Annotated in this window: 21 protein-coding genes; 7 read left to right on the top strand and 14 right to left on the bottom strand. The window is 71.0% G+C overall.

Annotation, left to right across the window (positions count from 1 at the left end):
• Positions 1-238 precede the first annotated feature (238 nt).
• Positions 239-2,092, top strand: a complete 1,854-nt coding sequence (locus ACZ6ZP_RS08555; protein ID WP_383817467.1) for an alpha-L-fucosidase — start codon at positions 239-241, stop codon at positions 2,090-2,092.
• 224 nt (positions 2,093-2,316) lie between these two features.
• The gene (gene proP / locus ACZ6ZP_RS08560; protein WP_351158824.1) at positions 2,317-3,786 is read left to right on the top strand and encodes a glycine betaine/L-proline transporter ProP; all 1,470 of its coding nucleotides are present in this window, start codon (positions 2,317-2,319) and stop codon (positions 3,784-3,786) included.
• A gap of 4 nt (positions 3,787-3,790) precedes the next feature.
• On the opposite strand, the gene ACZ6ZP_RS08565 is transcribed toward proP, so the two are convergent.
• Positions 3,791-4,324, bottom strand: coding sequence for a PadR family transcriptional regulator (locus ACZ6ZP_RS08565; protein ID WP_351158827.1), 534 nt, complete (start codon positions 4,322-4,324; stop codon positions 3,791-3,793).
• 142 nt (positions 4,325-4,466) lie between these two features.
• On the opposite strand from ACZ6ZP_RS08565, the gene ACZ6ZP_RS08570 reads away from it, so the two are divergent.
• The gene (locus ACZ6ZP_RS08570; RefSeq protein ID WP_469406094.1) at positions 4,467-5,903 is read left to right on the top strand and encodes an MATE family efflux transporter; all 1,437 of its coding nucleotides are present in this window, start codon (positions 4,467-4,469) and stop codon (positions 5,901-5,903) included.
• On the opposite strand, the gene ACZ6ZP_RS08575 is transcribed toward ACZ6ZP_RS08570, so the two are convergent.
• Positions 5,878-6,810 (bottom strand): hypothetical protein, encoded by a 933-nt coding sequence (locus tag ACZ6ZP_RS08575; protein WP_469406095.1) that lies wholly within the window; start codon positions 6,808-6,810, stop codon positions 5,878-5,880. The two genes, ACZ6ZP_RS08570 and ACZ6ZP_RS08575, sit on opposite strands and share 26 nt — an antisense overlap.
• A 121-nt stretch (positions 6,811-6,931) precedes the next feature.
• Positions 6,932-8,452 (bottom strand): MFS transporter, encoded by a 1,521-nt coding sequence (locus tag ACZ6ZP_RS08580; RefSeq protein ID WP_469406096.1) that lies wholly within the window; start codon positions 8,450-8,452, stop codon positions 6,932-6,934.
• Positions 8,453-8,527: 75 nt separating this feature from the next.
• Between ACZ6ZP_RS08580 and ACZ6ZP_RS08585 the strand changes: the two genes are divergently transcribed.
• A complete protein-coding gene (locus ACZ6ZP_RS08585) occupies positions 8,528-8,923 on the top strand; it encodes a winged helix-turn-helix transcriptional regulator (RefSeq protein ID WP_351158834.1) in 396 nt (131 codons plus the stop codon).
• 38 nt (positions 8,924-8,961) lie between these two features.
• On the opposite strand, the gene ACZ6ZP_RS08590 is transcribed toward ACZ6ZP_RS08585, so the two are convergent.
• The 11 genes from ACZ6ZP_RS08590 to ACZ6ZP_RS08640 form a co-directional block, all read right to left on the bottom strand.
• Complete coding sequence (locus ACZ6ZP_RS08590) at positions 8,962-9,774, bottom strand: SAM-dependent methyltransferase (protein ID WP_351158836.1); 813 nt, start codon at positions 9,772-9,774, stop codon at positions 8,962-8,964.
• A 69-nt stretch (positions 9,775-9,843) separates the two neighbouring features.
• A complete protein-coding gene (locus ACZ6ZP_RS08595; RefSeq protein WP_351158839.1) occupies positions 9,844-10,266 on the bottom strand; it encodes an acyl-CoA thioesterase in 423 nt (140 codons plus the stop codon).
• 51 nt (positions 10,267-10,317) lie between these two features.
• Positions 10,318-10,959, bottom strand: a complete 642-nt coding sequence (locus ACZ6ZP_RS08600) for a hypothetical protein (protein ID WP_469406097.1) — start codon at positions 10,957-10,959, stop codon at positions 10,318-10,320.
• A 99-nt stretch (positions 10,960-11,058) separates the two neighbouring features.
• Positions 11,059-11,964 (bottom strand): TIGR03619 family F420-dependent LLM class oxidoreductase, encoded by a 906-nt coding sequence (locus ACZ6ZP_RS08605; protein WP_469406099.1) that lies wholly within the window; start codon positions 11,962-11,964, stop codon positions 11,059-11,061.
• A 141-nt stretch (positions 11,965-12,105) separates the two neighbouring features.
• Complete coding sequence (locus tag ACZ6ZP_RS08610; protein ID WP_351158846.1) at positions 12,106-12,690, bottom strand: TerD family protein; 585 nt, start codon at positions 12,688-12,690, stop codon at positions 12,106-12,108.
• A gap of 53 nt (positions 12,691-12,743) precedes the next feature.
• Positions 12,744-13,337, bottom strand: coding sequence for a histidine phosphatase family protein (locus ACZ6ZP_RS08615; protein WP_361462137.1), 594 nt, complete (start codon positions 13,335-13,337; stop codon positions 12,744-12,746).
• 66 nt (positions 13,338-13,403) lie between these two features.
• Entirely contained in the window at positions 13,404-14,213 is an 810-nt protein-coding gene (locus tag ACZ6ZP_RS08620; protein WP_469406102.1) for a hypothetical protein, read from the bottom strand.
• Positions 14,213-15,517, bottom strand: a complete 1,305-nt coding sequence (locus ACZ6ZP_RS08625) for a VWA domain-containing protein (protein WP_469406104.1) — start codon at positions 15,515-15,517, stop codon at positions 14,213-14,215. Before ACZ6ZP_RS08625 ends, ACZ6ZP_RS08620 begins: the two co-directional genes overlap by 1 nt.
• A gap of 103 nt (positions 15,518-15,620) precedes the next feature.
• Positions 15,621-16,847 (bottom strand): FAD-dependent monooxygenase, encoded by a 1,227-nt coding sequence (locus tag ACZ6ZP_RS08630; protein WP_351159366.1) that lies wholly within the window; start codon positions 16,845-16,847, stop codon positions 15,621-15,623.
• A gap of 35 nt (positions 16,848-16,882) precedes the next feature.
• Positions 16,883-17,491: a cysteine peptidase family C39 domain-containing protein gene (locus ACZ6ZP_RS08635; protein WP_469406106.1), complete on the bottom strand. Its 609-nt coding sequence runs from the start codon at positions 17,489-17,491 to the stop codon at positions 16,883-16,885.
• A gap of 23 nt (positions 17,492-17,514) precedes the next feature.
• Positions 17,515-18,726 carry a pyridoxal phosphate-dependent aminotransferase gene (locus tag ACZ6ZP_RS08640; RefSeq protein WP_469406107.1) on the bottom strand — a complete coding sequence of 404 codons (1,212 nt, stop codon included), beginning with the start codon at positions 18,724-18,726 and terminating at the stop codon, positions 17,515-17,517.
• A gap of 84 nt (positions 18,727-18,810) precedes the next feature.
• Here ACZ6ZP_RS08640 and ACZ6ZP_RS08645 point away from each other — a divergent pair, with 84 nt between their 5' ends.
• From ACZ6ZP_RS08645 to ACZ6ZP_RS08655, 3 genes are all read left to right on the top strand, one after another.
• Positions 18,811-19,455, top strand: a complete 645-nt coding sequence (locus tag ACZ6ZP_RS08645) for a winged helix-turn-helix transcriptional regulator (RefSeq protein WP_351158861.1) — start codon at positions 18,811-18,813, stop codon at positions 19,453-19,455.
• A 143-nt stretch (positions 19,456-19,598) separates the two neighbouring features.
• Positions 19,599-21,428 (top strand): molecular chaperone HtpG, encoded by a 1,830-nt coding sequence (gene htpG / locus ACZ6ZP_RS08650; RefSeq protein WP_469406109.1) that lies wholly within the window; start codon positions 19,599-19,601, stop codon positions 21,426-21,428.
• Positions 21,429-21,473: 45 nt separating this feature from the next.
• Complete coding sequence (locus tag ACZ6ZP_RS08655) at positions 21,474-22,376, top strand: HipA family kinase (protein ID WP_361462293.1); 903 nt, start codon at positions 21,474-21,476, stop codon at positions 22,374-22,376.
• Positions 22,377-22,450 lie beyond the last annotated feature (74 nt).

Consider the following 22,450-nt stretch of genomic DNA (forward strand, 5'->3'; position numbering starts at 1 on the left):
TTTCGCGTGCTGATCGGAATTCGCTTGAAATCTTTATGGAAACGCGGGATGGGGGGCGGCGTGGCACCGCCTCGGTGCACCCCCGAGGCAGTGTGGCCGCAGTGCGCCTCCAGTCATCGGAGCGCTGGCGGGCGATCGTGCCAACATCGGCCCTGTCGAGGTCAGTTGGACGCATTGACATCCGATGTATTCGACCCTACGTTCCCGAGCGACCCGTCAACCTCAGGGAGCCGCCCCCATGCGCACCCAGTTCAGCCGCACCCGGCGAAGAGTCGCCGGGATCGCCCTGCTCCTCGCCTCGGCCCTCGCCGCGACCGCCGTCCCCGCCGCGGTCGCGGCACCGACGGAACCCCCGGCCGCCGCCGCCCCCGAGGCTCCGGGCCCGGGCACCGACCACGCCACCGACGACCCCTTCACCGCGGACCGCACCAACTGGTTCCGGCAGGACCGCTTCGGCATGTTCATCCACTTCGGCACGTACTCCAACCTCGAGGGCGAGTACAAGAAGGCCGACGGCTCCGTCTGCCGCGACGCCGAGTGGATCCAGCGCCAGTGCGACATCCCGAAGGCGGAGTACGAGAAGCAGGCCGCCACGTTCAACCCGGCCGAGTTCGACGCCAAGGCCGTGGTCAAGGCGGCCAAGGACGCCGGAATGCGCTACATCGTCATCACCTCGAAGCACCACGAGGGATACGCGATGTGGCCCACGAAGGTCAACGACTGGAACCTGCGCGACCACTCCTCCTTCGACAAGAAGCGCGACATCCTGGCCGAACTGAAGAAGGCCTCGGACGACGCGGGCATCAAGCTCGGCTTCTACTACTCGATCTGGGACTGGCACGACCCGGACTTCCCGGACCCGGCGACCTTCCCCCGGTACGAGAAGCGGATGCGCGCCCAGCTCAAGGAGCTGGTCGACACCTACGATCCGGCGCTGCTGTGGTTCGACGGCGAGTGGGACACGGACAAGCCCAACAACCCCTGGACGGCGAGGGACGGCGAGAAGCTGGAGGCCTACCTCCGCGACCTCGACCCGGACCTGATCATCAACAACCGCGTCGGCAAGCGCCGCGTGGTCGACGGGGACTACGGCACCCCCGAGCAGGAGATCCCCGGCGCCCCGGTCGACGGCCAGCTCTGGGAATCGTGCATGACCCTCAACGGCCACTGGGGCTTCGCGCGCTACGACACCGACTGGAAGTCGTCGTCCACCCTGGTCCGCAACCTCCTCTCCACGACCTCCCGCAGCGGCAACTACCTCCTGAACGTCGGCCCCGACGCCCGAGGACGCGTCCCGCAGCCCTCCGTCGACCGCCTGAAGCAGATGGGCGACTGGCTGCGCACGGCGGGTCAGGGCAAGGCGGTGTTCGGCGCCCGCTACGGCGGACTCGTCGAGGAGCCGTCCTGGGGCTCGGTCAGCCGCAAGGGCGACAAGCTCTACGCGGCCGTCACCCAGTGGCCCGCGTCCGGCGCCGCCCTGCACCTGAAGGCGCGTACGGACTTCGACGTCACGGCGGCGCGAGTGCTGGGCAGCGACCAGAAGGTGACGGTCACCAAGGCCGGTGACGGCATCGACGTGAAGCCGTCCGGAGCCGCGACCGACGACACGGCGACGGTCGTCGAGCTGACGGTGGACGCAGGGCCGACGGCCCGCCCCGGCCACGGCAAGGGCCTGAAGCAGGAGATCTTCGACAACGCCGTTCTGAGCGGCACCCCGAAGATCACCCGCACCGACCGCACCCTCAACCACGCCTGGAAGTACGAGGGTTCACCGGCGGCGAGCATCCCCTCCGACAAGTTCAGCATCCGCTGGACCGGCACACTGGAGCCGCGCCGCTCGGAGACGTACACCCTGACGACCGTGTCGGACGACATGGCGCGGGTGTGGATCGACGGCAAGCTGGTCATCGACTCCTGGTCGCCGCACGAGCCGAGGATCGACAAGGGCCAGGTCGCCCTCACCGCGGGCAAGCGGCACTCGATCAAGGTCGAGTACGCGGAGCAGACGGGCGAGGCGCACATGAAGCTGCTCTGGTCCAGCCCCGGCCAGGAGCAGCAGATCGTGCCGGCGACGCAGTTGTCCGCGCGCTGAGCGGACCCACGGTCCTCCGCCGCCGCGCGCGTCGGGCCCCAAGTCCCGCGGAATGCGGGACTTGGGGCCCGCGTGGTGAGGACCAATGGCGGGCATTTTCCGCTCTCCGGAATTGGGAGTGTTGATCGTCGCCCAGCAGGGCAGACGACCAAATGTCGATGTACCGGCCACCCAGGTCGGGCCGTCGGTGCACGCCCATCGCCGACCGAGAGAGTGACTGCCCCGTGAGCGCCCCCGAAGCACCCGAAACACCGGCACCCGCTCCGGAGGCCCTGGCCCGGCACCGCGCGCTCTTCCGTGCGATCCACCGCCGCAAGAACCCGCGCCTGCGTCAGTCGGACATCACCGTCACCGAAGAGGCCCAGGTCAAGCGCGCGGTGAAGGCGACCGCGCTGGGCAATGCCATGGAGTGGTACGACTTCGGCGTCTACGCCTACCTCGCGGTGATCATCGGCAAGGAGTTCTTCCCCTCCGGCAACGACACCGCGCAGACCCTCTCCTCGCTCGCCACCTTCGCCGCCGCCTTCCTGGTGCGTCCCATCGGCGGCATGTTCTTCGGGCCGCTCGGCGACCGGGTCGGCCGCAAGAAGATCCTCGCGCTGACCATGATCATGATGTCGACGGCGACCCTGGCGATCGGCCTGATCCCCAGCTACACCACCATCGGCGTCTGGGCCCCCATCCTCCTCGTCCTGTGCCGCATGGTGCAGGGCTTCTCCACGGGCGGCGAGTACGGCGGCGCGGCGACCTTCATCGCCGAGTACGCGCCCGACAAGCGCCGCGGGTTCTGGGGCTCCTTCCTGGAGTTCGGCACCCTGATCGGCTACACCGTCGCCGCGGTCCTCGTCACCTCCCTCACCCTGTGGCTCAGCGACGACGCCATGCAGTCCTGGGGCTGGCGCATCCCGTTCCTGGTGGCGGCGCCGCTCGGTCTCATCGGCCTCTACCTGCGGCTGAAGCTCGACGAGTCGCCCGCCTTCCAGAAGATGGCGGAGGCGGAGAGCGGACCGGCCGCCGAACGCCAGAAGAAGTCCTTCAAGGACTCCTTCTTCGGCCAGTGGCGCGCGATGCTGCTCTGCATCGCGCTGGTGGCCGCGTTCAACATCACCGACTACATGCTGCTGTCCTACATGCCGACGTACCTGACGCAGCTCGGCTTCGGCGAGACCGGCGGCCTGATGTCCATCGTGCTCGTCATGCTGATCCTGATGGCACTCATCAACTCCGTCGGCCGCCTCTCCGACCGCATCGGCCGCAAGCCGGTCCTGATGGCGGGCTCGGTGGGCTTCTTCGTCCTGGCCCTTCCGGCCTTCCTGCTCATCAAGCAGGGCGGCACGGTCGCGGTCTTCACCGGCCTGCTCATCCTCGGCCTGGCCCTGGTCTGCTACTTGGGCGCCATGTCGTCGTCGCTGCCGGCCCTCTTCCCCACGGACGTCCGCTACGGCTCGCTGTCCATCGGCTTCAACATCTCGGTCTCGCTCTTCGGCGGTACGACCCCGCTGGTGGTCGCGGCGCTGATCGGCGCGACCGGCAACGACCTGATGCCCGCGTTCTACACGATGCTGGCGGGCCTGGTCGGCATCATCGCGGTGGCCGCGATGAAGGAGACGGCCCGCAAGCCCCTGGAGGGTTCCCCGCCGTCGGTCGCGACGGACGAGGAGGCCCGGGAACTGGTGGCGGCGCAGCGACCCTGACCCCTCAACCGCGCCCGCCCTCCAGGGTGCTGATGGCCTCGGTCAGCCACTTCTTCTCCTCCGTGCCGGTGGCGCGGGCGATCCGGAGCATGCCCTGGCGGAAGAGGTCGGGCGCCTCCTCCGCCGACACCGGCTTCCCGTCGCGGTAGAAGAAGCTCGCCGGTGTGTCCAGGAAGACCTGGCGGCGACGGAGCACGGCGGCCTGCTCGGCCGGGTCGGGGAGGTGGCGCAGGAACGCGAGCAGGGTGAAGAAGCGCTGCCCGTCGGTGATGTCGGCGTCCTTGGGGTCCCGCAGGCGGGCAAGGAGTTCGGTGCGTCCGGCCTCGGTGAGGGAGAGGATCCGACGGGGCGCCGCGCTCCTGCCCGGCTCGGTGCGCTGCTCGACCAGGCCCGCCTTCACCAGGCGGGTGATCGCCGGATAGAGCGCGCCGTCGCTCACGGGGCGGATGTGACCGCTGAGGCCCTGGATACGGGTCTTGAGGTCGTAGCCGTGCAGGGGCTCCTCGCGGAGGAAGCCCAGGATCGACAGCTCCAGCATGTGAGTTGAGCCCCTTCGTCGCGCGTTCCAGAGCGGCGCACCCTTGCGTAACCTCGCGCACCCTTGTCCACCCCGTGCGGTTGATGCTATCTCTTTCCGCTGTACCTCGAATCGAGGTACAGCGGAAAGGGGGGGATGGGCCATGGGTCCGTCATCAGGATCAGGATCAGGATCAGGAAAAGCATCACCATCGGCAGAGCACCGGCGGCGACTTGTCTCGCTCGCGTACCCGGTCTACTTCGAGCTGCTCGCCGGAGTCACGGCCGGGATCATCAACATGGTCTGGGTGGCGCGCCTGGGCGGGGACGCGGTCGCCGCGGTGGCCGTCGCCACGAACGTCGAGAACCTGCTGCTCGGCGTCATCCTCATGGCCGGTTCCGGTACGACGGTCCTGGTCGCACGGGCCCGGGGAGCGCGGGACCGGGCCGCGGTGCGGTCGGCGGTGCGCGGCGGCTGGGCCCTGTGGGTGCTGATCACGCCGGTCGTGGCCGTCGGCGGCTACCTGTGCAGGGAGCCGCTGGCCCGGCTGGTCCTAGGCGGGGAGAGCGACGCGCTGGCCCTCACGACCGGCTACTTCGCGATCGCGCTGCCGGGCATGGCCGTGTACTTCGCCACGAACGTCGTCGACGGCATCCTCAAGGGCGCGGGCGACACCCGCACCCCGATGCGGCTCGCCCTGCTGGCCAACGGCCTGATCCTCGTCCTGGATCCACTCTTCATCCTGGGCTTCGGACTCGGTGTGCGCGGGGCGGCGATCGCCACGGTCCTCGGCCGGGCGGTCGCGTTGCTCGGCGGTCTCGTCGCGCTGCACCGCAACGCGCTGCTGCGGGCAGCGCGCCGCGAAGTGGGCGAGAGGCGGCTGGGCGCCGACGCGCGCAGGACGGCGGCCACCGGTCTGCCGATGTCGGCCGACTTCGTCGTACGGATGGCGGGCGCGCTCGCGCTGGTGGCGGTCGTCGCCAGGATCGGCGTCGGGGAGGTCGCCGCGTACGGCATCGCGACCAAGGCGATGTATCTGGCGACCATGGCCTTCTACTCCGTACGCCAGGCCGCCGCCATCCACACCGCCCACCTGCTGGGCACCGGCCGCGACGAGCGGCGGGCCGTCGGGCGCCAGGCCCTGCTCATCGCCGGGGCGCTGGGCCTGGCGGCCGCGCTGCTGCTGCTAGCCGCCGGTCCGTGGATCATGCGGGGCTTCGGCGCCGAGGGCGAGGTGGCCGACGCGGGGGCGCTCTATCTGCGTTGCCTTGGGCCGTACTTGGTGCTGCTCGCCTGCTTCATCGCGCTGGGCGGCGTCTTCGAGGGCAGCGGCGGCAGCCCGGCCCTCGCCCGCATCACGGCGTGCGGGGTGGCGGTCCAACTTGCGCTCGCCCACGCCCTGTTGGGCCTGGGGCTGCCCGGCGTCTGCCTGGCCATGGCGGGGTCCATGGGCCTGCAGTGCCTTGCGGTCGCCCGCCTCTACCGGCGTGCGGGGCGGGCGGATCCGCTGCGCCCCGCACGCCGGAAGAGGCGGGCGGGTGGCTCCGGTATCAGCCGCACAGACGGCGCCGGGGTCAGTCGCAGAGACGGTGCATGGTGACGGCGCCGCCCGCGTTCTCGTCGTCCGTGCCGAGGGCCGCGACGCGGGAGCCGGGCACGCAGTGCAGCGCCTCGATCTTGTGGTCCTTGAACTTCGTCAGGAGCTCGGGCGTCTTGTCGACGGACAGCCGCACCCTCCCCGCTGAGGTGACGGACACCCTGCCCGCGTCGCTCACGGCGGAGTCGAACGGCCCGTCGTCACCGGCGTCGGAGGCGGAACTGACCAGCAGGCGCCCCGACCTGGTCACCTCCATGTCCGATGCGTGGCGGACGTCCCCCTTCGGGTAGGGCGCTCGGAACGTCGCCGTCTTCACCGCGCCGAACTTCGACTCACCGTAGGAATTGATCGAGAACGGCGCCGCGTACAGCGTCGCGGGACGGTCCTTGCCCTCGCCCCGGTCCGCCCAGACCGCCACCGTCTTCCCGTGCCGCGACGTCAGCGTGAAGCTCTCGAAGTCGTCGCCCGTGCCGATCGCGGGCAGCGGCGCGATGTCCAGGACCCGCACGGCCTCCCCGGCGTCGGTCAGCTCGAGGTGGTAGGCGAGCCCTCGGCTGGCCACGGCCACGTACTCGTCGGACGTCCCCGGCACCGCGTCGAGCGCCTCCAGGTCGACGGGCTCGGCACCGCCCAGCCAGGTCAGCGGCGTGGCCACGGCCGCCTGGCCGTGGCGGTAGGTGACCTCGGCGACGCGGTTCTCGCCGGGCCGCTTGTTGTCGCGTACGACGAGGGCGTGCAGATTGCCACCCGAACGGTAGGTGACGGCGAGGCCGCTGATGCCGGACTTCACGTCGCTCCCGACCTGCTGCCACGGGGCTGCCTTCGGCTGTGCCGTGGACAGGCCGGTGCCGAGCGCCACGGCAACTCCCGCGCCGATGGCGGTCATTGCGGTCAGAAGGGTCTTACGCATGGTCAGGGACCTCTCGCTCGGTGCGCGACGCGCGTAGATTCACGGCTGGCCGGACCGTAGTGGCCCGGCCGCCGTGAGGCAAGTGCAGTACCTGGACTGGTCTAACACGCGGTTCGCGCCTCTAGCGGGCGGTACGCGCGGCCACGGGTTCCCGGTGCTCCTGCTCTCGCTCCTGCTCCATCTCGGGGGCGGCGGCGCTGTCGGAAGCGGTCGTCCCGCGCTCCGGCCGCAGCAGCGTCGCCGCGAGGGCGAAGCCCGCCGCCGCGATGCCCGTGGCCACCGAGAAGGCGAGGCGGTAGCCGTCCGCCGTGGCCGCCACGGTCTGCCCGCCGTCCGCGAGCACACCCTCCGTACGGCTCGCCGCCAGCGTGGTCAGGACGGCGAGACCCAGGGAACCGCCCACCACCTGCGTGGTGTTGAAGAGCCCGGAGGCCAGGCCTGCGTCCTCCTCGCGCGCCCCGGCCATCGCCAGCCCCGTCACCGCGGGCATCGCGGCGGCGAACCCGGCGCCGAGCAGCAGCATGGCGGGGAGCACATCCACGACGTACGAACCGTTCGCGGGCAGGCGGCCGAGGAGAGCGAGGCCGACCGTGATGAGGGCAAGCCCCGCGAGCACCGAACGGTAGGGGCCGAAGCGGCCGATCAGCCGGGCGGACAGGCCCACCATCAGGACGCCGATGACGATCGGCGCGGGCAGGAAGGCGAAGCCCGTCTTCAACTCGCCGTAACCCAGGACCCGTTGGAAGTAGAGCGCGCCGATGTACTGGAAGCCGAACATGCCGGCGATCATCAGGATCTGCACGACGTTGGCGCCGGTCAGCGCGCGGGAGCGGAAGACGCGCAGGCGCAGCAGCGGGCGGGCCGCGCGGGTCTGGCGGACGGCGAAGGCGGCGTACAGGGCGAGGGAGAGCGCGGCGAGCGCGACCGTGGCGGGCGTCCCGTGCTCGGCGGAGCCCACGATCGTGTAGACGGTGAGCATCAGCGCGCCGGTGATGAGCGCCGCGCCCGGGTAGTCCGCGCCTCCGGCGAGGCCCGTGCCGCGGTCGTTCGCCAGGACGCGGACCGCGGCGACGAGCGCGACGGCCCCGATCGGCAGGTTGATCAGGAAGATCCAGTGCCAGTTGAGGGCCTCGGTGAGCGCGCCGCCAAGGAACGTGCCGAGCGCGCCGCCCGCCGCGCCGACCGCGCTGAACACCGCGATGGCCTTGGCCTGTTCGCGCGGCTCGGGGAAGAGCGCCACCAGCATGCCGAGGACGACCGCCGATGTCATCGCCCCGCCGACACCCTGCACGGCGCGTGCCGCGATCAGCAGGCCCTGGTCGGTGGCGACTCCGCACAGCACGGACGCCGCGGTGAACACGGCGAGACCCGAGACGAACATCCGCTTGCGGCCGATGAGATCGCCGAGCCGGCCCGCGAGGAGGAGCAGGCCGCCGAACGCGATGAGGTAGGAGTTCACGACCCAGGCGAGGCCCGGCGCCGAGAATCCGAGGTCGTTCTGGATGGCGGGCATCGCGACGGTCACGATGTTGCCGTCGATGATCGTCATCAGGAGGCCCGAGGACAGAACGGCGAGCGATGCCCGGCGGGAGCGCGGTGCGAGGGTTCGATCCTTGACATCGGACACGATGGGAACCTCCATGAGCTGCATAGGTGCACGACTTGTAACGGGGCTCATCGTGCGTGACCATGGAGTCCGGGAGAAGGAGGAACTTCGATGTCCCAAGGGAACACCGGTGTAACGGCGCAGGTGGTGAACGCGCAGGCGTGCCCGCTGCGGGAAGTTCTTGACAGGGTGGTGGGAAAATGGAGCATCCCGATCCTGGTCGCCGCGGCCCACGGCCCCATCCGCTTCACGGAGTTGGAGCGCAGCATCGAGGGCATCAGCCGCCGCATGCTGACGCTGACGCTGCGGAACCTGGAGCGCGACGGCCTGCTCACGCGCACGGTGTACCCGACGGTGCCACCGAAGGTCGAGTACGACCTGACGCCGGTCGCCCAGGAGTTGCACGGCACGCTGCTGACCCTGACGGGGTGGGCGGAGCGGCACCGGGTGACGATCGCGCAGTCGCGTGCGGACTATGACGAGAAGCGGGGGCTGGTCGACGCCTAGCCCCCGCCGCTCCGTATGCCCGGGGTGCGCGGGGCCGGTTACGGCTTGCGGGCCACAGCTCCGTAGGCGTCGACCGGCGTCGCGTCCTCGGATTCGGGGCGCCACCGGGTGACTTGGGAGACGCCGGGCTCCACCAGCTCCAGGCCGTCGAAGAAGCCGCCGATCTCCTCGACGCTGCGTACGTGATAGGGGATCGCGCCGCTCTTGTTGTACGCGTCCGACGCCGCGATCATGCCCTGGCTGGTGGCGGTGCTGTCGCTGATCACCAGGTAGCTGCCGGACGGCAGGCCCGCCATGAGCTGCGACACCAGGTCGCGTGCCTGCTGGTAATCGCCCACGTGGCCCAGGGTGTTGAGGATCATCAGGGCGACGGGCCGCGAGAGATCCAGGGTCTCGCTCGCGGACTTCAGGATCGCCTTGGGGTCGTAGAGGTCGGCGTCGATGTACGCGGTGACGCCCTCGGGCGTGCTGGTGAGCAGCGCGCGGGCATGGGCCAGGACGAGCGGGTCGTTGTCGACGTACACGATCCGGGAGTCCGGGGCGACGCGCTGGGCGACCTCGTGCGTGTTGTCGGCGGTCGGCAGGCCGGTGCCGATGTCCAGGAACTGGCGGACGCCCTGCTCCGTCGCCAGATGGCGGACCGCGCGGCCCAGGAACTGCCGGCTCAGCCGCGCCACGTCGACGAGACCGGGGTGGATCCCCTTGATGTGGTCGCCGAGTTCACGGTCCTTCTCGTAGTTGTCCTTGCCGCCCACGAAGTAGTTCCAGAACCGCGCGGAGTGCGGCGTGCTGGTGTCGATGCGCGCGCGTATCTCCGCGGCGGCTTCGGCTTGGGGGTCGCGGTCCGACACGAGAGGGCCTCCGGTGGGTGAGCGGGCCTGCTTGCTGCCTGTTGGAACGATCAACCACCAATCTAGCCGTCAGAGGCCGATCACGGTCGGGTCGTCGGCCAGCGCGCGGAAGTACTCGCGCGGATCGCCCACCATCTGCCGTGCGTTGAGGTCCAGGAGGCCACCGATGGAGTGCACCTCGGCGGCCTTGGTGCCGTCCGTCTTGCGGATCAACTGCTCGATGCGGAACGTCTTGCGCTCACCCCACACGAACTCGCAGGTCACCTCCACCTCGTCGCCCGCGCGCAGTTCGCTGAAGTAGCGGATGGTGTTCTCCAGGGCGACGGGGCCCACCCCCTTGGCGAGCAGACCGGCCTGCTCGATGCCCGCGGCGCGCAGCACCGACCAGCGGGCGTGCTCGGCGTACTGCAGGTAGACGGCCTGGTTGAGGTGGCCCTGCGAGTCCGTCTCGTACCCACGGACACCGATGCTCACGTAGAACTGCTCCGACACGACATTCCCTTCAACGGTTCGACAAGGTCACTTCTTCAGCGCCGCGTGCGCCTAGCCCCTGCGGGGCGAGGCAAGCAGATAGCGCACGCCGTGCGGCCGCTCGGCGTGTTCGCCGACCTGCCATCCCGCGGCCTCCAGCGCGGTCGCGCACGCCCGCAGCCGGTCCGGCGCCGCCTCGCGCACGGCGACGGCCTCGGGCTGAGGTGTCTCGCCCACCCGATACCCCTCGGGCCCCGGCGGGCAGCCCGCCGCCTCCAGGGCCAGCGCGGCGGCCTGCACCAGATGCGTCCGCTCCCAGGAGCAGGGGCGGTCCCGCGCACCGCCCGGATTGGTCATGCGGCGCATCTCCAGGAGGCCTTCCCAGGCGCTGCGCACGTCACGGGCGCGGGCCGGGCCTTCGGCACCGGGCGGCGGTGCGGGCTCGGTGCCCGTGCGGGCGGCGAAGAGGCCGGAGGGGGCGGGGGCGACCGGGGGAGGGGCGGGGGCATCGGCAGCGGGGCCGAGCTCGGTGCCCTCCCGTATCCGATGACCCGTGGGCGTCAGGAAGTAGGCGTGCGGCGGCCGGGGGTGCCGGAAGGCGAGGCGGTGGCGCACGAGTCCCGCCAGCTGTGTCTCGCTCCCGGTGAGACGGCCCGTCGCCGGGTCGGCGGCCTCGATGATCCGCCGCTGAGCGGCCGTCACAGGCTTCGTCATGAGCCCACCTCTTCCCCAGGTCCTCTTCCGCCTGGTTCCGATAGTGCCTCGTGCCACTGACAACGGCCGCGGGACCTCGGCTGTCTGCGGCCCGCCGACTCAGCGAACGGTTCCCGCGGCGAGGTCGACGACCTTCTCGGCGACGAGTTCCAGCGTGCGCCGGTCGTCGTCGGCGGTGCCGCGCTCGGCGGGCGTACCGGGGTAGGTGTCGAGTAGGACGTCCGTGGCGCCGAGCTCGGCCAGCGCCTCCAGGTCGGCGCGGAGCTGGTCGACGCTGCCGTGGCCGAGGGGGCGTTCCGCCGTGTCGGGCTGCGGTGCGAGCCGGAGCTGGAGGCGGGGCACGAGGTCCGGCGCGGGGCGCCCGGCGGCCTCCGCCTCGGCGGCGATCCGGGGCAGTGCCGTGCGCACGGCGTCGAGCGTCGGCATGAACGGGTGCCAGCCCTCGCCGAGGTGGGCCGCGCGGCGCTGGGCCGCGGGGGAGTTGCCGCCGACCCAGACGGGCAGGGGCGTCGCCGGGGCGGGGGCGTTGCGGATGTCCTCGTACGCGGCGTACCGGCCCTGGAAGGAGGTCGTCTCCGCACGCCACGCGGCGCGGATCGCGGTGAGGTACTCGTCCGTGATGGCGCCGCGCTCCTCGAAGGGGACGCCCAGCGCCTCGTACTCGGCGCGGGACCAGCCGACACCGGCGCCGAGGATGAAGCCCGCTTCGTTCAGCTGGTCGATGTTGGCGGCCAGGCGGGCCGTCTGGAGCGGGTGGCGGTAGGGGATCACGGTGATCGTCGTGCCGAGCCGCAGCCCCGGTACGCGGCCAGCGAGATGCGCGGCGAGCACGAACTGGTCGTAGAACGGGGCCGGATAGACCGCGTGCACGTCGGGGGTGACCGTTATGTGGTCGGAGATCATCGCAAGGTCGAACCCGAGGTCACGGGCGTCGGTCGCCTGACGGACGAGGGAGTCGGGGGTGGTGCCGGAGCCGAAGTTGAGGAGGTTCACGCCGTATCGCATGGCGGCAAGTCTTGATGATCTTGGGGGTGCGTGTCGAACCGGCCCTCGCACCGCGCGACGGCCGCACCGCGCGACGGCCCCACCGCCCCATGACCGCCACCGGGCCGGCCGGGGAGACCGGCCGGCCCGGACGTCCGCCCGCTACTTGCTCATCGCGAAGCGCATCAGGGCCTGCTCGTCGCCCTGCTTGATCTTCCCGGTCTCGTTGATGACCTGGAGCTTCCAGGCACCGCCTTCCCGGATCGCCTTGGCCACGGCGCAGCCGTTGTCATTGGTGAGCAGGCTCGGCCAGATGTCGGCGACCTGCTGGGTGCTGCCGCCCGTGGCGTCGTACACCTTGAAGCTGATGTTGCGCGCGTTCTGGAAGGCGCTGCGCTTCTTGTACGCGGCGGCGACGAACACGATGGACGTGATGTTGTCCGGCACGCGCTCGAACTCGACGGTCACCGTCTCGTCGTCGCCGTCACCCTTGCCGGTCTGGTTGTCCCCGCTGTGCACCAGCGAGCCGTTGCCCAGCGGGTCGAGGGAGTCGAGACCGGCGAGGCGCACCGGGTCCGCCCCGGCCATCGCGATGGCGATCAGGTCGAGGTCGGTGCCCGCCTTCTGGCGGAGCTTCCCCAGCACCCCACCGCTGCTGCCGACGGTCGGGTCCCAGGACACCCCTATGGACAGACGGGTCACTCCGCCGAGATCAGCCGGTCCGTCTTCCTTCTTGAGCGTGATCATTCGCGATCCTTCTTGGTGGTGAGAGAGCTATATGGGACAGAGTGTGCCTGGTTTTACGGACGGATGTTCCAGCTCGCCACGACAGGTCGGCCGTGTTCGGTGCTGAGGCGGCAGACCGTCCCCGTCGCCAGTTGGAACAACGCCCCTCCCGACACCGGCAGTCCGAGGCGCCGCGCCGTCAGGACCCGAAGGAAGTGGGAGTGGGCGAAGAGGACCACGCTGCCCTCGTAGTTGGCGAGCGCCGCGTCGACCTTGGCCAGCATCCGGTCGGCCCGCTCGCCGACCTGCTCCGGGCTCTCGCCGGGGTGCTCGGCGGGGCCCGCGGCCACTCCGTCCGTGAACAGATACCAGTCGGGGCGGGTGCGGTGGATCTCCACCGTGGTGACCCCCTCGTACGCCCCGTAGTCCCACTCGCCAAGGTCGGGGTCGACCCGGGCCTCCGGGAAGCCCGCGAGCTCCGCCGTGTCCCGGGCCCGCTGCCGGGGGCTCACGAACGCCGCGCCGATCCGGAACCTGCCGATCAGCGGTGCGAGCCCGCGCGCCTGCTCCCTGCCGTTCTCGGTCAGCGGGATGTCCGTCCAGCTGGTGTGCTGCCCGGTCAGGGACCACTGGGTCTCGCCGTGCCGGACGAGGAGCAGGTCACCCATGGTGCACAACTTCCTGTTCTGTCGGTGGTGGCCGGACCGGAAGGCCCGGTCCGGCCACCACCGAGGTTAGATCCCCGCAGGTACGCGCGCCGGGCGGCCCGAGCCGCGCGTCAGGCAGTAGCCCCCGATGCCCGCGAGCGCGCCGAGCACGCCACCGGCCCCGGTCCACAGCCAGCGGGACGACCACCACCCCGACGCCCAGCCGTCCTCCGGCTCGCTGGAGGCCGCCGCCGCCTTCGTGCCGGCCCCCGGCACCAACGGCTCCGCGAGGGCGCCGTCCACCGCCTGCGCACCGCCCGCGTCGCTGGTCGTGACCAACGCCTCGGCCCGCATCGGCAGGCCCAGGTCGTCCGCCTTCAGTCCGGTGACCGTCAGCCGGGCGTAGTACGTGCCCGGCAGCGGGTCGTTGGCCCACGGCTCGGCCCACCCGCGCACCGTGCGCAGCGTGCAGGACAGTTCGACCGTGGCGGCGTCCTGCGCCGCCGTCCTGCTCTGCGCGCCGAACCGGCACGCCTGGTGGCGCCGCAGTCCGTCGTACACGTCGACCCGCCAGGTGGATGCGCCGTGCCGGGCGGTGTCCTCGGGCAGCTTCACCGTGGCGTGCACGGTGGCGCGCTGCCCGACGTCCGCGGGGAACGACCAGTACAGGTAGTCGCCGGTGGACGCCTCCGCGGTGGCCTCCTGGTCCGGCTGGATCGCGGTCGCCGTACGGAAGGACGTACCGGCCTCGGTCGGAGCGTCGGACGTGTCGGAACCACCTGAACCGTCAGAACCGTCCGAACCGGCGGCGAAGGCCGCTCCGGCCGTGCCGGTCAGGGCGAGCAGCGCGGCGCCGGCCAGCAGGCCGGCCCGGCTCAACACACGTGTCGTACGCATCAGTTGGTCCTCCAGACCGCGAAGCGCCAGCGCGAGACCCAGCCCCAGACCAGACCGGCGAGGAAGCCGGTGAGGATCAGGGCGCCGAGCAGCCACCAGCCGTTGCCCAGACCGAAGGACGCCACGTCCGAGGCCTCGTCGGGCGCGTCCACCAGGTCGACGGCCAGCTCGATGGGCAGACCCGGGGTCGTCTTCACGGAGGAAGGCGCCGAGAAGGAGTTGCTGACCTGGAGGCACACGGTCTCGGCGGCGGGCTCGCCCCCGTCGCTGCCCTCGTCGTCGCCGTCCTCCTCCGGCTTCGGGTAGCGCAGCCCGGTCGAGATCACGTCCGTACGTCCGTCACCCGCCTCGGAGCCCCGCACGATCTCGCGTCCGCGCTCGGTCGAGGCGCGCAGCAGCACGCCGTAGTCCTGGTTCACCGCGCGGTCGGCGCCGACGCTGACGGAGGAACGCAGCTCCTGGCCGGGCCTCACGTCGACGCGGTACCAGCGGTGCTCGCCGAACTTCTCCCGGTCGGTGTAGACGCCCGCCTTCAGCTGCGGGGCCTCGGAGCACTGGGTGGCGCCCTCGGTGGCCACCGGGGTGGCGACGGGGTCCGCGGCGCGGTCGACCAACTGCTTGACGCGCCCGGAGAGTTCGTCGGTGTGCCGCACCGAGGTGTACGTACCGCCGGTGGCCTCGGCGATGCAGCTCAGCTGGTCGCGGGTCTTGGCGTCCGGCACCAGGCCGAGCGTGTCGACCGTGAGGTGGATGCCCTCGGCGGCGATCTTGCGGGCCACCTCGCAGGGGTCGAGCGGCTGGCAGGTGTCCTCGCCGTCGGAGATGAGGACGATGCGGCGGCTGCGCCCGGTGTCGTCGTCCTTGAGGTCGTCGGCGGCCTTCAGGAGCGTGGGGCCGATCGGCGTCCACCCGGTGGGCGCGAGCGTGGCCACCGCGGCCTTCGCGTCGGTGCGTCCCGCGCGGTCGAGCTCGGCGACGGGGTAGAGCAGCTCGGTGTCCTTGCAGCCCGTCTTGCGGTCGTCGCCGCGGTAGTTGGCGCCCAGCGTGCGTATGCCGAGCTGGACCTCGTCGGGCGTGGCGTCGAGCACCTCGTTGAACGCCTGCTTCGCCGCCGCCATCCGGGACTTGCCGTCGATGTCGCGGGCCCGCATCGAACCGCTGACGTCGAGGACGAGCTCGACCTTGGGCGAGGGCTGCGCCGGTTCGTCTGCTTCGGCGGCGGCGGGGCCCGCCGTGCCGAGTCCGGCGGTCAAGGCGGCGAGCAGGGTGAAGGCCCCGGCCGCCAGCCGTTTTCTTGTGATCATCGCCGGATCTTATTGATCTTGACGTGCATACCCAAACCGACGGATGGGTATCAGCCGCCGCCCGCCGCGTCAGCCCGTCCGCACCTCAGCCGCCAACCTCATCTCACCGTCGAAGCTCCCGCCCCCCGAACGCCCCGCTCCCGTCGGCCTGCTTCCACCACGTCTCCAGCGCCGTCTGGTCCATCGACCGCCACGGCGGCGTCTCCTCGACGAGCGCACGGCCCAGGCGCCGCCCGAGATCGACCATCGCGGCACCGGCCACGGTGCGGTCGGTGTCGTACGTGTCGAGGGCGTCCGGCCAGGTCGTGGCCGTGGCGAAGGCGGACTCCAGGACCGTCGCGTCCTGGAGCGCCTTGACCGCGCCCGCCCCGGTGTGCGGCCGGGCCACGGTGGCGGCGTCGCCCATCAGGAGCACCCGGCCCGTGGTGTAGCGGGGCGCGGTGAAGTCGTACATCGGCTGGAGGAAGAGCTCGTCCGGGGTGGTCGTACGGACGAGGTCGCCCCAGTAGGGCGGCAGCAACGCGTCGCACACGTAGGTCAGGTGGGAGGAGAGGGCCTCCGTGAGGCCGCCGGGCGGCAGGCTGGTGGGCGCGGTGAGCCGCAGGTCGAGGCCGAGCCCCAGGTCGAGGTCCGGCGGCGGCGCGGTGTACAGGACCCAGTTGACGCGGTGGCCGCCGATGCCGTCCGGGATGCGGTAGACGATGAGGTGGCCGCCGGGGAAGACGACGTACACGCAGTCCTCCTCGGCCCACAGCTCCGGGTCCGGCAGCCGGACGGCGGGAAAGGCGCCGCGCCAGGCCAGATAGCCGGCGTACGCGGGACGCACGGTCGCGAACGCCGCCGCACGGACCACGGAACGGTAGCCGTCTGCGCCGACGACGAGGTCGGCGCGCTCGGTGCCGTCGGCGGTGACCACCTCGGCGTCCTCGCGGCCGGTGCGCACCTCCTCCACCGCCACGCCCGTCCGGAAGACCACGGACTCGGGCACCCGGCCGCGCAACTCACGCCACAGAGGTCCCCAGTTGTACGTACGGAAAGGGAACGCCATCGCCCCGATCTCGTGGCCGAGCGGCCCCGCCGCCGACCCGTCCCGCACGTACCAGCGGCGCCGCTCCAGCTGCACCCACGGCATGTCCGCGTCCAGATACCCGGCGGAATCCAGCTCCGCGTAACGGGAGTTGTGCACCGCGAGTCCGACACCGCGGTCGGCGAGGTGACCCGCGGCCCGCTCGTACACCGTGATCTCATCGGCGCCACCGCGGTACGCGGCGAGTGCGGCGGCGCATCCGGCGATGCTCCCACCCACGATGGCGACCCTGCCTCCACGCATCATCGCGCCATCCTGGCAGGAAGGATGACCCTCTGTCAGCGCAGGGACACCCCGCGTCCGGCGAAGAACGGTTCGAAGTCCGAAAGTGCCATGTCCGCCGTCCGCGTCCCCGCATCGACCCCGGACGGATTGTGCAGGTGCAGCCCGCCGTCCGCGGAACGCCCGGTGACCAGCACCAGGTGGCCGCCCCGGCCGGGCGAAGGCAGGTGCGGACGGCGGATCTCGTAGTGCACCGAGACCATCACCGAGCGGCCCTCGTCGAGCAGGCCGGTGACCTCCTCGACCGTGAGGTGCCGGTGCACCGTGGCGTTGACGCCGTGCACATCACGTACGTACTCCGCGAACGGGGCGTAGATCAGCCCGTGGATCGTGCCGTCGGCGTCCTCCGTGTAGGCGCCGTACTTCAGCGCGCCGTCCCGCAGCTCGAAGAGCGAGGGCGCGGAGGGGCCGAGCGCCATCCGCAGGCACGTCAGACCGCACAGATGGCCGCACCAGCGCGCGTAGTCGTCGAGGGTGACGGCGCCCGACTCCGCCCAGGCCGGGTCGGCCGCGCGGTCGAGCCCGCCGTACACGATGGCCTCGACCAGGCCGGGCGAGGCGAACTGGGTGAGGGAAGGAACCCGGCAGGTGGAACAGAGAGACACACGACCCCCGTCGTCCGGTGACGTCACTGGCGGTAGCCGCTGAGGAAGCGGCCGATGCGGCTGATCGCCGCGTCGAGGTCGTCAGCGTAAGGGAGGGTCAGGATGCGGAAGTGGTCGGGGCGCGGCCAGTTGAAGCCCGTGCCCTGGACGACCTGGATCTTCTCCTGGAGCAGCAGGTCGAGGACGAACTTCTCGTCGTCGTGGATGGGGTGGACCTTGGGGTCCAGGCGCGCGAAGGCGTAGAGCGCGCCCTTCGGCTTCACGCAGGAGACGCCGGGGATCTCGTTCAGCTTCCGCCACGCCATGTCGCGCTGCTCGTGCAGCCTGCCGCCCGGAGCGGTCAGCTCGCGGATGGACTGGCGGCCGCCGAGCGCGGCCTGGATGGCGTACTGGGCGGGGGCGTTCGGGCACAGGCGCATGGAGGCGAGCATGGTCAGCCCCTCCAGGTAGCTCTTCGCGTGCTGCTGGGGGCCCGTGACGACCAGCCAGCCCGAGCGGAAGCCCGCCACGCGGTACGTCTTGGAGAGGCCGCAGAAGGTCAGGACGACGAGATCGGGGGCGAGGGCGGCGACGCTGTGGTGCACGGCGTCGTCGTACAGGATCTGGTCGTAGATCTCGTCGGCGAAGACCATCAGGCCGTGGCGGCGCGCGAGGTCGAGGATGCCCTCCAGGATCTCCTTCGGGTAGACGGCGCCCGTGGGGTTGTTCGGGTTGATGATCACGACGGCCTTCGTGCGGTCGGTGATCTTCGACGCCATGTCGTCCAGATCCGGGTACCAGTCCGCGGACTCGTCGCACACGTAGTGGACGGCCTTGCCTCCGGAGAGGGTCGTCACGGCGGTCCACAGCGGGAAGTCCGGGGCCGGGACGAGGACTTCGTCGCCGTCCTCCAGGAGGGCCTGGACGGCCATGGTGACCAGCTCGGACACGCCGTTGCCGAGGAAGATGTCGTCCACCGAGACCTCGTCCAGGCCAAGGGCCTGGTAGCGCTGGGCGACGGCGCGGCGGGCGGAGAGGACGCCGCGCGAGTCCGTGTAGCCGTGCGCCTGGGGGAGCATCCGGATCATGTCCTGGACGATCTCCTCGGGCGCCTCGAAGCCGAAGAGCGCGGGGTTGCCGGTGTTGAGGCGCAGGACGCTGTGGCCCGCCTCCTCCAGGGCGTTGGCGTGCTCGATGACCGGGCCCCGGATCTCGTAACAGACCTCGCTGAGCTTGCTGGACTGCCGGAACTCCATGCGCTGTGCCTCCCGTGACGTGAGTTACTTGGTTTTACCAAGTTGGAGCTTGGAAAGTCCAACAACTTGCATAGACTGAGTCGCATGCCACCCGCCGCCAGGTCCCGCCGAAGCTATGACCAGTACTGCGCCGCAGCCCGCGCCCTCGACGCCGTGGGCGACCGCTGGACCCTGCTGATCGTCCGGGAGCTCCTGGTCGGCCCCCGGCGCTACACCGACCTGCACGCCGATCTGCCGGGCGTGAGCACGGACGTCCTGGCCTCCCGGCTCAAGGACATGGAGCGCGAAGGCCTGACGACGCGCCGCCGCCTGCCCCCGCCCTCGGCCGCGTACGTCTACGAACTGACCGAGCGGGGTCGCACGTTGCTCCCGGTGCTCCAGGCGCTCGCCACCTGGGGCGCGCCCGTCCTCCAGGAGCGCAGGCCGACGGACGCGGTCCGCGCCCACTGGTTCGCGCTGCCGCTGCTCCGGGCCCTGGCGGCGCTCGGAGTGGAAGGGGTCCTGGAAGTCCGCCTGGACGAAGGGGAGTTCCACGTCAGTCTGGGAGGCGGGCGGGAGTCGTACGGCGACGGACCGGCCCCCGCGGAACCGGACGCCCGTATGGCCCTGGACGCCGAGACGTGCGTGGAGGTCGGCCGGGGCGCATCGACGGTGGGGGAGGGCGTGCGGGCGGGCCGCATCGAGCTGACGGGCGAGGGCGTCCTCGCGAAGGCCCTGCGCGCGTCCTGACCGGCTCCGCGCCGGCGATCGGGCCGCCGGGTAGCCGCCGGTTCGGCGACCGTCACCGCGCCGTGCCCGGATACCGGTGTGTGCATCTTCCCGGCCTCTGGAATTCTTGGCGTCGAACAGATCTACTGACCAGAGGGGAAGTCATGAGCACCGAGACGTTGGAGTTCCAGGCCGAGGCCCGGCAGCTGCTGGAGTTGATGGTCCATTCGATCTACTCGAACAAGGACATCTTCCTGCGCGAACTCATCTCCAATGCCTCTGACGCCCTGGACAAGCGGCGCCTGGCCGGCCTCAAGGACGAGAAGCTCGGTGCGGACGACCTGCACATCGCCATCGAGGCCGACAAGGAGGCCCGCACCCTGACCGTGCGGGACAACGGGATCGGCATGACGCGCGACGAGGTGGTGGCACTGATCGGCACCATCGCCCGGTCCGGTACGGCCGAGATGCTGCGCCGCCTCAAGGAGAACAAGGAGTCGGCGGAGCTGATCGGCCAGTTCGGCGTCGGCTTCTACTCCGTGTTCATGGTCGCCGACAGGACCACGCTGCTCACCCGCAAGGCCGGTGAGACGACCGGTGTGCGCTGGGAGTCGACGGGCGACGGCACGTACACGATCGAGACCGTGGAGGACGCGCCGGAGGGCACGTCGGTCTGCGTGCACCTGCGGCCCGCCGACGAGGAGGACGCGCTCTACGACTACGCCGACGAGGGGAAGATCCGGGAGATCGTCAAGCGGTACTCGGACTTCATCTCCTTCCCGGTCCGGCTCGGGGACGAGACCCTCAACTCGATGAAGGCGCTCTGGGCCCGCCCGCGCTCCGAGGTGAGCGAGGAGGAGTACCAGGAGTTCTACCGGCACGTCAGCCACGACTGGGCCGACCCGCTCGAGGTCATCCAGATGCGGGCGGAGGGCACCTTCGAGTACGAGGCGCTGCTGTTCCTGCCCTCGCGGGCCCCGCACGACCTCTACCAGCGCGACGCCCGCCACGGCCTCCAGCTGTACGTCAAGCGCGTCTTCATCCTGGACGACAGCCGCGAGCTCCTGCCCGACCACCTGCGCTTCGTCAAGGGAGTCGTGGACGCGGCCGACCTGTCGCTGAACATCTCCCGCGAGATCCTCCAGCAGGACCGGCACATCCAGCTGATCCGCCGCCGCCTGGCGAAGAAGGTCCTGGCCTCCGTCAAGGACCTGATGACCAAGGAAGCCGACAAGTACCGCACGTTCTGGCGCGAGTTCGGCCCCGTCGTCAAGGAGGGCCTCCTCGACCCGGCCGAGGACCACAAGGCGATCCTCGACATCGCCTCCTTCGCCTCCACCGCCGGCGACGAGCCCACCACCCTGGCCGACTACCTCACCCGGATGCCCGAGGGCCAGGACAAGATCTACTTCATGACCGGCGACAGCCGCGCACAGATCGCCAACTCCCCGCACATGGAAGCCTTCCGGGCCAAGGGGTACGAGGTCCTGCTGCTCACCGACCGCGTGGACGAGATCTGGGTCGAAGGGGTGGGGGGCTACGCGGGCACGGAGTTCCAGTCCATCACCCGCGGCGCGCACGACCTGCCCTCCGACGAGGAGCCGTCCGCGGAGCAGGCCAACGCCTACGCGGCGGTCCTGACCTGGCTCAACGAAACCCTGGACGACGTCAAGGACGTACGCCTGACGACCCGCCTCACCAGCTCACCGGCGTGCCTGGTCAGCGACACCGACGGCCTGACACCGGCCCTGGAGAAGATGTACAAGGCGATGGGCCAGGAGCTCCCGCCGGTCAAGCGCATCCTCGAACTCAACCCGGGGCACCCGCTGGTCAGCGGCCTCCAGACGGCCTACGACCAGCGAGCGGGCGACCCGGCGCTGACCGAGACGGCCGAGCTGCTGTACGGCACCGCCCTGCTCGCGGAGGGCGGGGAGCTGACCGACCCGGCACGCTTCGCGTCCCTGCTCGCCGACCGTCTGAGCAAGACGCTCTGACTCCGTGAGAACGAAGGAAGCTGGAGAGCGGGACCCTTGAAGACACTGAGACAGGTCGTTGCCACCCGCTACATCGAACCCCTGCGGACCGGCGGATCGGTGCCCGGCATCGTCGAGGCCGACGACCTGGGTACGTACGTCGTGAAGTTCACCGGATCGGCGCAGGGCCGCAAGGCCCTGGTCGCCGAGATCATCGTCGGCGAACTGGCCCGCCACCTCGGGCTGCGCTTCCCCGAGCTCGTCCTGGTCGACTTCGACCCGGCCGTCGCGGCGGACGAGCCGCACCAGGAGGTGCGGGACCTGCTGGAGGCGAGTGCCGGGCTCAACCTCGGCATGGACCTCCTGCCGGGGGCGGTGGACTTCACGCCCGAGGCGCTCGACGTGGACCCGCTGGAGGCGGGCAAGGTGGTGTGGCTCGACGCCCTCACGGCGAACGTCGACCGCACGGTGCACAGCTCGAACCTGATGGTCTGGCCCACGTTCGGCACCCACGAGCCGCACCTGTGGCTGATCGACCACGGCGCGGCCCTGGTCTTCCACCACCGCTGGGGCGCGTCCGCGCCGGACAAGGTGTACGACTTCCGCCATCACGCCCTCGGGGGGTACGCCCCCGATACGGCCGCAGCCGACGCGGAGCTCGCTCCGCTGGTGACGGAGGCCGCTCTCCGCGAGATCGTCGCCCTGGTGCCGGACGCGTGGCTGGCATCTGAACCGGGGTTCTCGTCCCCCGGGGAGGTGCGGGAGGCGTACGTCGGCTTCCTGCTGGCCAGAGCGCGTTCCTCTGCGGCTTGGCTGCCGAGGGACTTTCCCAGTCGGGGGGAGCTGGCTGCCGCCGACGCCCGGCGCGCTGCCGCTACGGAGAGGGGGCGGCCTGCCTGGCTGAAGCGGGTGCCCGACTTGCACGGGAAGCCCGCGGCTGAGCAGGACTGGTCCTCGCATCTCGGTTAGCCGCGGGCGGTCCCTGGCTGAGTGCGCAGTTCCCCGCGCCCCTTACGGGGCATGACTTGGCCCCCGGCGCTGTG

It is taken from the genome of Streptomyces sp. NPDC054047 (assembly GCF_055585065.1).